The 6,381-nt window shown below is 74.4% G+C and carries 4 protein-coding genes; 2 read left to right on the top strand and 2 right to left on the bottom strand.

Going from position 1 to position 6,381, the window contains the following annotated elements; translation table 11 throughout:
- Positions 1-18: 18 nt before the first annotated feature.
- Positions 19-405: a hypothetical protein gene (locus tag ABGB10_RS29085; RefSeq protein ID WP_347664180.1), complete on the bottom strand. Its 387-nt coding sequence runs from the start codon at positions 403-405 to the stop codon at positions 19-21.
- A 177-nt stretch (positions 406-582) separates the two neighbouring features.
- On the opposite strand from ABGB10_RS29085, the gene ABGB10_RS29080 reads away from it, so the two are divergent.
- The gene (locus ABGB10_RS29080; RefSeq protein WP_347664179.1) at positions 583-5,250 is read left to right on the top strand and encodes a DEAD/DEAH box helicase; all 4,668 of its coding nucleotides are present in this window, start codon (positions 583-585) and stop codon (positions 5,248-5,250) included.
- 93 nt (positions 5,251-5,343) lie between these two features.
- Here the strand turns inward: ABGB10_RS29080 and ABGB10_RS29075 are convergent, their stop codons facing one another.
- Positions 5,344-5,931: a hypothetical protein gene (locus ABGB10_RS29075; protein ID WP_347664178.1), complete on the bottom strand. Its 588-nt coding sequence runs from the start codon at positions 5,929-5,931 to the stop codon at positions 5,344-5,346.
- A 196-nt stretch (positions 5,932-6,127) separates the two neighbouring features.
- On the opposite strand from ABGB10_RS29075, the gene ABGB10_RS29070 reads away from it, so the two are divergent.
- A complete protein-coding gene (locus ABGB10_RS29070; RefSeq protein ID WP_110566168.1) occupies positions 6,128-6,370 on the top strand; it encodes a CPCC family cysteine-rich protein in 243 nt (80 codons plus the stop codon).
- Positions 6,371-6,381 lie beyond the last annotated feature (11 nt).

The raw sequence follows: 6,381 nt of genomic DNA, 5'->3' as shown, positions 1-6,381 counted from the left end.
GGGTGGGGCGGGGAGGGATCAGTGCAGCAGGGCGTTGCCGAGCACTGTGGTGTCGTCCGGAGCGGGGCGACTGCGGTGCGACTCGGCCAACAGGTCCAGGCGGCCGAGCTGACGTGCGACCCGGTCGACCACCCTCTCGGCGGCGGCCAGCGACCGCACCGAGAGCAACCGGCCACGACTCTCCCGACGCAGCACGAAGTAGTGGACGGCGACACGGACCTGGCCGCGATCGGCCGCGCTCGCCTGGGCGGTGCAGAGGACCAGCTCCCGCAGGCAGCGGGCGAGGCGTTCGGCGAGCTCGAGCTCGGGGCCGTGCAGACCACCGCGGAGCGCGGCAAGATGGCTGTCGACCTTGCGAATCAGCACGTCGGTGCCCGGTTCGACGGTGCGCTGCTCGCCGGCCATCAAATCCCCTCACCCCGGTTCGCGTTGCGAGTGAAGTTACTTTATGTTGCTCCATAGAAGCAAGCAGTTAAGTGAGACTTAACGCGTTAAGCGCACCTTCCACGCTTTTTGCTTTAGTCGGGCACATTCCGCATCGGCTCGCTCGTGGATGTCGTACCGGCGGGGCACGATGGACCGGTGACCGGGGCAGACGCAGACGCCGGCACGGTGCTCGCCGGGTTCGGTCCGGCCACCCGTGCCTGGTTCGACGCGGCCTTCGCCGCGCCCACCGCCGCCCAGACCGGCGCCTGGCGGTCCGTCGCCGCCGGCCGCAACGCCCTCGTCGTGGCGCCCACCGGCTCGGGCAAGACGCTCGCGGCCTTCCTCTGGTCACTGGACCGGCTGGCCCGCGAACCGGCACCGGCCGAGGCCCGCCAGCGGTGCCGAGTGCTCTACGTCAGCCCGCTCAAGGCCCTCGCCGTCGACGTCGAACGCAACCTGCGCGCCCCGCTGGCCGGAATCCGGCAGGCTGCGACCCGGCTGGGCGTCGCACCGCCCGACATCACCGTCGGCATGCGCACCGGCGACACGCCTGCCGACGAGCGCCGAGCCTTCGCCCGCACCCCACCGGACATCCTCATCACCACACCCGAGTCGCTGTTCCTGCTGCTCACGTCCGCGGCCCGCGATTCACTGCGCGGCGTCCAGACGGTGATCGTCGACGAGGTGCACGCGGTGGCCGGCAGCAAACGTGGCGCCCACCTGGCCCTCTCCCTCGAACGCCTCGACGAGCTGCTGCCCACCCCGGCGCAACGCATCGGCCTCTCCGCCACCGTCCGGCCGATCGACGCCTGCGCACAGTTCCTCGGCGGCGCCCGCCCGGTCGACGTGGTGCAGCCGGCCACCCCGAAGACCATCGAGGTCAGCGTGCAGGTCCCGGTGGAGGACATGACCCGCCTCGACGAGCAGGAGCAACCACCGGAGGACGACCTCGGTGGCCCCGGGCCACGTCGCGCCTCGATCTGGCCGGCCGTCGAGGAGCGGGTCTTCACCCTCATCGGGCAGCACCGCTCGACAATCGTCTTCACCAACTCCCGCCGCAGCGCCGAGCGCCTCTGCGCCCGGCTCAACGAGCTGGCCGCCGAAGAGGCCGCATCCGTGTCGGCCGAGGGCGCGCTCGGCGTACCGGAGGGGTTGTCGGCCGGCGACGACCTGGCGGTCGACCGCGACCCGGCGTCCGGCGCGCAGCGGTGGGGTGGCCCCGCCGGTCCGGTGCGCAACCGGCCACCGGCAGAGGTGATGGCCCAGTCCGGCGCGGCCACCGGCGCGTCGCCGGTGATCGCCCGCGCCCACCACGGCAGCGTCTCCCGGGAGGAGCGCAAGCACATCGAGGAGGCGCTCAAGTCCGGTCAACTGCCGGCGGTGGTGGCCACCTCCAGCCTGGAGCTGGGCATCGACATGGGCGCTGTCGACCTGGTGGTGCAGATCGAGGCCCCACCCAGCGTGGCCGCCGGTCTGCAACGGGTCGGCCGGGCCGGGCACCAGGTGGGGGCGGTCTCCCGTGGGGTGGTCTTCCCCAAGCACCGCGGTGACCTGCTGTCCTGCGCGGTGGTCGCCGAGCGGATGACCGAGGGCGCGATCGAGGAGCTGCACTACCCACGCAACCCACTGGACGTGCTGGCCCAGCAGATCGTCGCGATGGTGGCGCTGGAGCCGTGGGCGCTCGGCGACCTGGCCGTGCTGGTCCGCCGGGCCGCGCCCTTCGCCGAGCTGCCCGACTCGGCGCTGCACGCGGTGTTGGACATGCTCTCCGGCCGCTACCCGTCCACCGCCTTCGCCGAGCTGCGCCCCCGACTGGTCTGGGACCGGGCCACCGACCTGCTCACCGGGCGTCCCGGCGCACAACGACTCGCGGTGACCAGCGGCGGCACCATCCCGGACCGGGGCCTGTTCGGGGTGTTCCTGGCCGGCGCCGAGCGGGCCGCCCGCGTCGGTGAGCTGGACGAGGAGATGGTCTACGAGTCGCGGGTCGGCGACGTCTTCCTGCTCGGCTCCTCCTCCTGGCGCATCGAGGAGATCACGCCCGACCGGGTGCTGGTCTCGCCCGCCCCCGGTCAGGCCGCGCGGATGCCGTTCTGGAAGGGCGACCAGCTGGGCCGGCCGGTGGAGCTGGGCCGGGCCATCGGTGCCCGGGTGCGCACCCTGCTGCGGCAGACTGACGAGGCGGCGCTGGCCGCGCTGCGCGACGGCGGGCTGGACGACTGGGCCGCCGGCAACCTGATGGCCTACCTGCGCGAGCAGCGGGAGGCCACCCGTTCGCTGCCCGACGACCGCACCGTCGTGGTCGAGCGGTTCCGCGACGAGCTGGGCGACTGGCGGCTCGCCGTGCACAGCGTCCTCGGTGCCCGGGTCAACGGGCCGTGGGCGCTCGCCGTCGGTCGCCGGCTGGCCGAGCGGTACGGGGTGGACGCCCAGGTGATGCCCTCCGACGACGGCATCGTGGTGCGACTTCCGGACACCGCCGACGAGCCGCCCGGCGCCGACGTGGTGGTCTTCGAGCCGGACGAGATCACCCAGCTCGTCGAGGAGTCGGTCGGCACCTCCGCGCTCTTCGCCGCCCGTTTCCGGGAGTGCGCCGCCCGGTCGCTGCTGCTGCCCCGCCGCGACCCGCGCCGCCGCCAACCGCTCTGGCAGCAGCGGCAACGCGCCGCTCAACTGCTCGACGTCGCCCGCGAGTACGCGGACTTCCCGGTCACCCTGGAGGCCGCCCGGGAGTGCCTCCAGGACGTCTTCGACCAGCCGGCACTGGCCGGCCTGATGCGCGACCTGGCCACCCGTAAGGTGCGGCTGGTCGAGGTCGAGACCAGCGCGCCGTCGCCGTTCGCCCGGTCGCTGCTCTTCGGTTACGTCGGCGCGTTCCTCTACGAGGGCGACGCGCCGCTCGCCGAGCGTCGCGCCGCCGCGCTCGCCCTGGACTCCACGCTCCTCGGCGAGTTGCTCGGCCGCGTCGACCTGCGCGAGTTGCTCGACCCGGCCGTGCTCACCGAGACGGATCGGCAGCTGCGGTGGCTGACCGAGCAACGCCGCCCCCGCGACGCCGAGGACGTCGTCGAGCTGCTGCGGGTGCTCGGTGACCTGAGCGACACCGAGCTGACCGAGCGGGGTGTGCCCGAGGCGTGGCTGACCGAGCTGGAGGCGAGCCGCCGGGTGCTGCGGGTCCGGATCGCCGGCGAGCAGCGCTGGGTGGGCGTCGAGGACGCCGCCCGACTTCGTGACGCCCTCGGCGTGGCGTTGCCGGTCGGGGTGGCCGAGGCGTACCTCGCCCCGGTGGCCGATCCGCTCGGTGACCTGGTGGCCCGCTACGCCCGCACCCACGGGCCGTTCGCCGCGGCCAGTTGCGCGGCCCGCTTCGGGCTCGGCGTGTTCGTCGTCGAGCAGGCGTTGCGCCGGCTCGGCGCCACCGGGCGGGTGGTGTCCGGGGAGTTCACCCCGGACTCCGCCGGTGCCCAGTGGTGCGACGCCGAGGTGCTGCGGATGCTGCGCCGCCGCTCGCTCGCGGCGCTACGCCGGGAGATCGAGCCGGTGCCGCCCCGCGCGCTCGCCACGTTCCTGCCCCGTTGGCAGCAGGTCGGCTCGTCCGCCCGAGGTGTAGAGGCGCTCGCCGCGACGGTGGAGCAGTTGCAGGGCGCGGCGGTGCCGGCGTCCGCCCTGGAGCGGTTGGTCCTGCCCGGCCGGGTCGCCGACTACTCGCCCGCCCAGCTCGACGAGCTGTGCGCCAGTGGAGAGGTGCTCTGGGCCGGGTCGGGGGCGATCTCCGGTGGTGACGGCTGGGTGACCCTCGCGTACGCGGACGCCGCACCGCTGCTGCTTCCGCCGCCGGACGAGGCGTTGACCCGTACCCCGCTGCACGACGCGGTGCTCGACGCTCTCGGCGACGGGCAGGCACTGTTCTTCCGGCCGCTGGCCGACCGGGTCGGCTCCACCGACGACGCCGCGCTGACCACCGTGATCTGGGACCTGGTCTGGGCCGGGCACCTCACCAACGACACCCTGGCCCCGCTGCGCGCGGTGCTCGGCGCGGGCGGTGCGCACCGCTCGCGGCCGTCCGCGCCCCGCACCCGTTACCGGCGGCCCGGTCGGGTGGCGCTGCCCACCCGGGGTGGTCCGCCGACCGTCGCCGGTCGGTGGTCACGCCTGCCGGAGCGGGACGTCGACCCGACCCGACGGGCCGCCGCGCTCGCCGACGTCCTGCTGGAGCGACACGGGGTGGTCACCCGCGGCGCGGTGATGGCCGAGCAGGTGGTCGGCGGTTTCTCAGCGGTCTACCCGGTGCTGTCGGCGCTGGAGGAGCGCGGCGCGGCCCGCCGGGGTTACTTCGTCGAAGGGCTGGGCGCGGCGCAGTTCGCGGTGCCGGGCGCGGTGGACCGCCTCCGCGCGCTGGCCGAGCCCACCGACGGCGCCCGGGGCCGGGGCGCGCCGGCCACCGTGCTCGCCGCCACCGACCCCGCCAACCCGTACGGGGCGGCGCTGCCCTGGCCGGAGCGGGTGCTCGACTCCGGCGACGGGGCCGCCCCGGCCACCGGGCACCGGGCCGGTCGCAAGGCCGGTGCGCTGGTGGTGCAGGTCGGTGGCGACCTCGTCCTCTACGTGGAACGCGGCGGCCGGACGCTGCTCTCCTTCAGCGACGACACCGACACGCTCGCCGCGGCCGGCAAGGCGCTCGCCGATGCCGTCCACTCGGGCGCGTTGGGTGCGATGTCGGTGGAGCGGGCCGACGGCGAGGCGGTGCACTCCTCACCGCTGCGCGACGCGCTGACCGCCGCCGGTTTCCGGGCCACCCCCCGTGGCCTGCGCCTGCGCGGCTGACCCACCCCACCCCTTCGAGAGCCCGGCCGGGCGGGACGCACGTGGTTGGGCGATGACCGGCGTGTCCCGGGCCTCGACACCGCGCACCGGTGCTCAGCCCAGGCCGTTGAGGACCTTCTCGTAGCGGATCCGGTCGGCGGCGGGCGTCTTCGCCTCGAGATAGTTCAGCACCACCGCGCCACGCTGGTACGACTGGCCGCCCCAGGTCTCCGCGATGTCACTGGCGCTGGTCTCGTCCGGGAACACGTACACGGTGACGGCGTCGGTGGCCATCAGCTCGGAACAGCCCAGGCCGAGGCCGTCCGGCCCACAGTCGACCGAGCGGTCCTTCGGGTGCGGCACCTTCAGGCCGGCGGCCCTGAACGCATTGACGACCTGTGTGGCACCGGGCGCACCCGCCGGGCGCTGCGGCAGCACCACCGGCGGCGGACTGGCCGGCCGGCGCTGCGTGGGCCCCTGCGGCGCGACGGACGGCGTGGCCGCCGGGGGCGCGGCACCGCCTGCGCTTGGCGTTGCCGCCGAGGGCATCGACGCGCCCGGAAGACCGCTGGCCGTGGTGGCCGAGACCGACAAGGCGGTGGGGGCCGCGCTCGACGGATCGGCGTCGTCACCGCCGCAGCCGGCGGTGACGGCGGCGGCTACCAGCAGGACTCCGAGGGCGGGCAGGCTCCGAGTTGTCACCAGGGCAGTCTGCCCGGTGCCGCTCGGCGTTGGCAGTGGCCGGTCGGCCACCGCGCTGTCCCATTTCCGCCATCCACCGGTCGGCCACGCGTCGGCGGTACGCTCGACGGCCGAGCACATGCAGACCTCCTGACGGCGACCACGGGGGACCTCCTGCGGGTATCGGGCTGATATTCGACTGTGGAATGCTGCCCCGGTGGGTGAACAAGTGGTTCCCGTGGGTTGTCCCTGCTGCGCATCCCGGACCGGCGGGGGGACCTGCCCGGTCTGTTTCTGGACCGACGACGGCCAGACCGATGCCGACGCCGACGCGGTCCGGGGTGGCCCCAACGGCGACCTGAGCCTCTCGCACGCCCGACTCAACTACGCCGTCTACGGTGCCAGCCACCCGCGCTACCAGGACATGGTGCGTCCGGCCCGCCCCGACGAGCGCCCCTGACGCAGCACTCG

Source organism: Micromonospora sp. B9E7 (assembly GCF_039871815.1).
Taxonomy (GTDB): Bacteria; Actinomycetota; Actinomycetes; order Mycobacteriales; family Micromonosporaceae; genus Micromonospora.
This window is presented reverse-complemented; position numbering and strand designations above follow the sequence as displayed.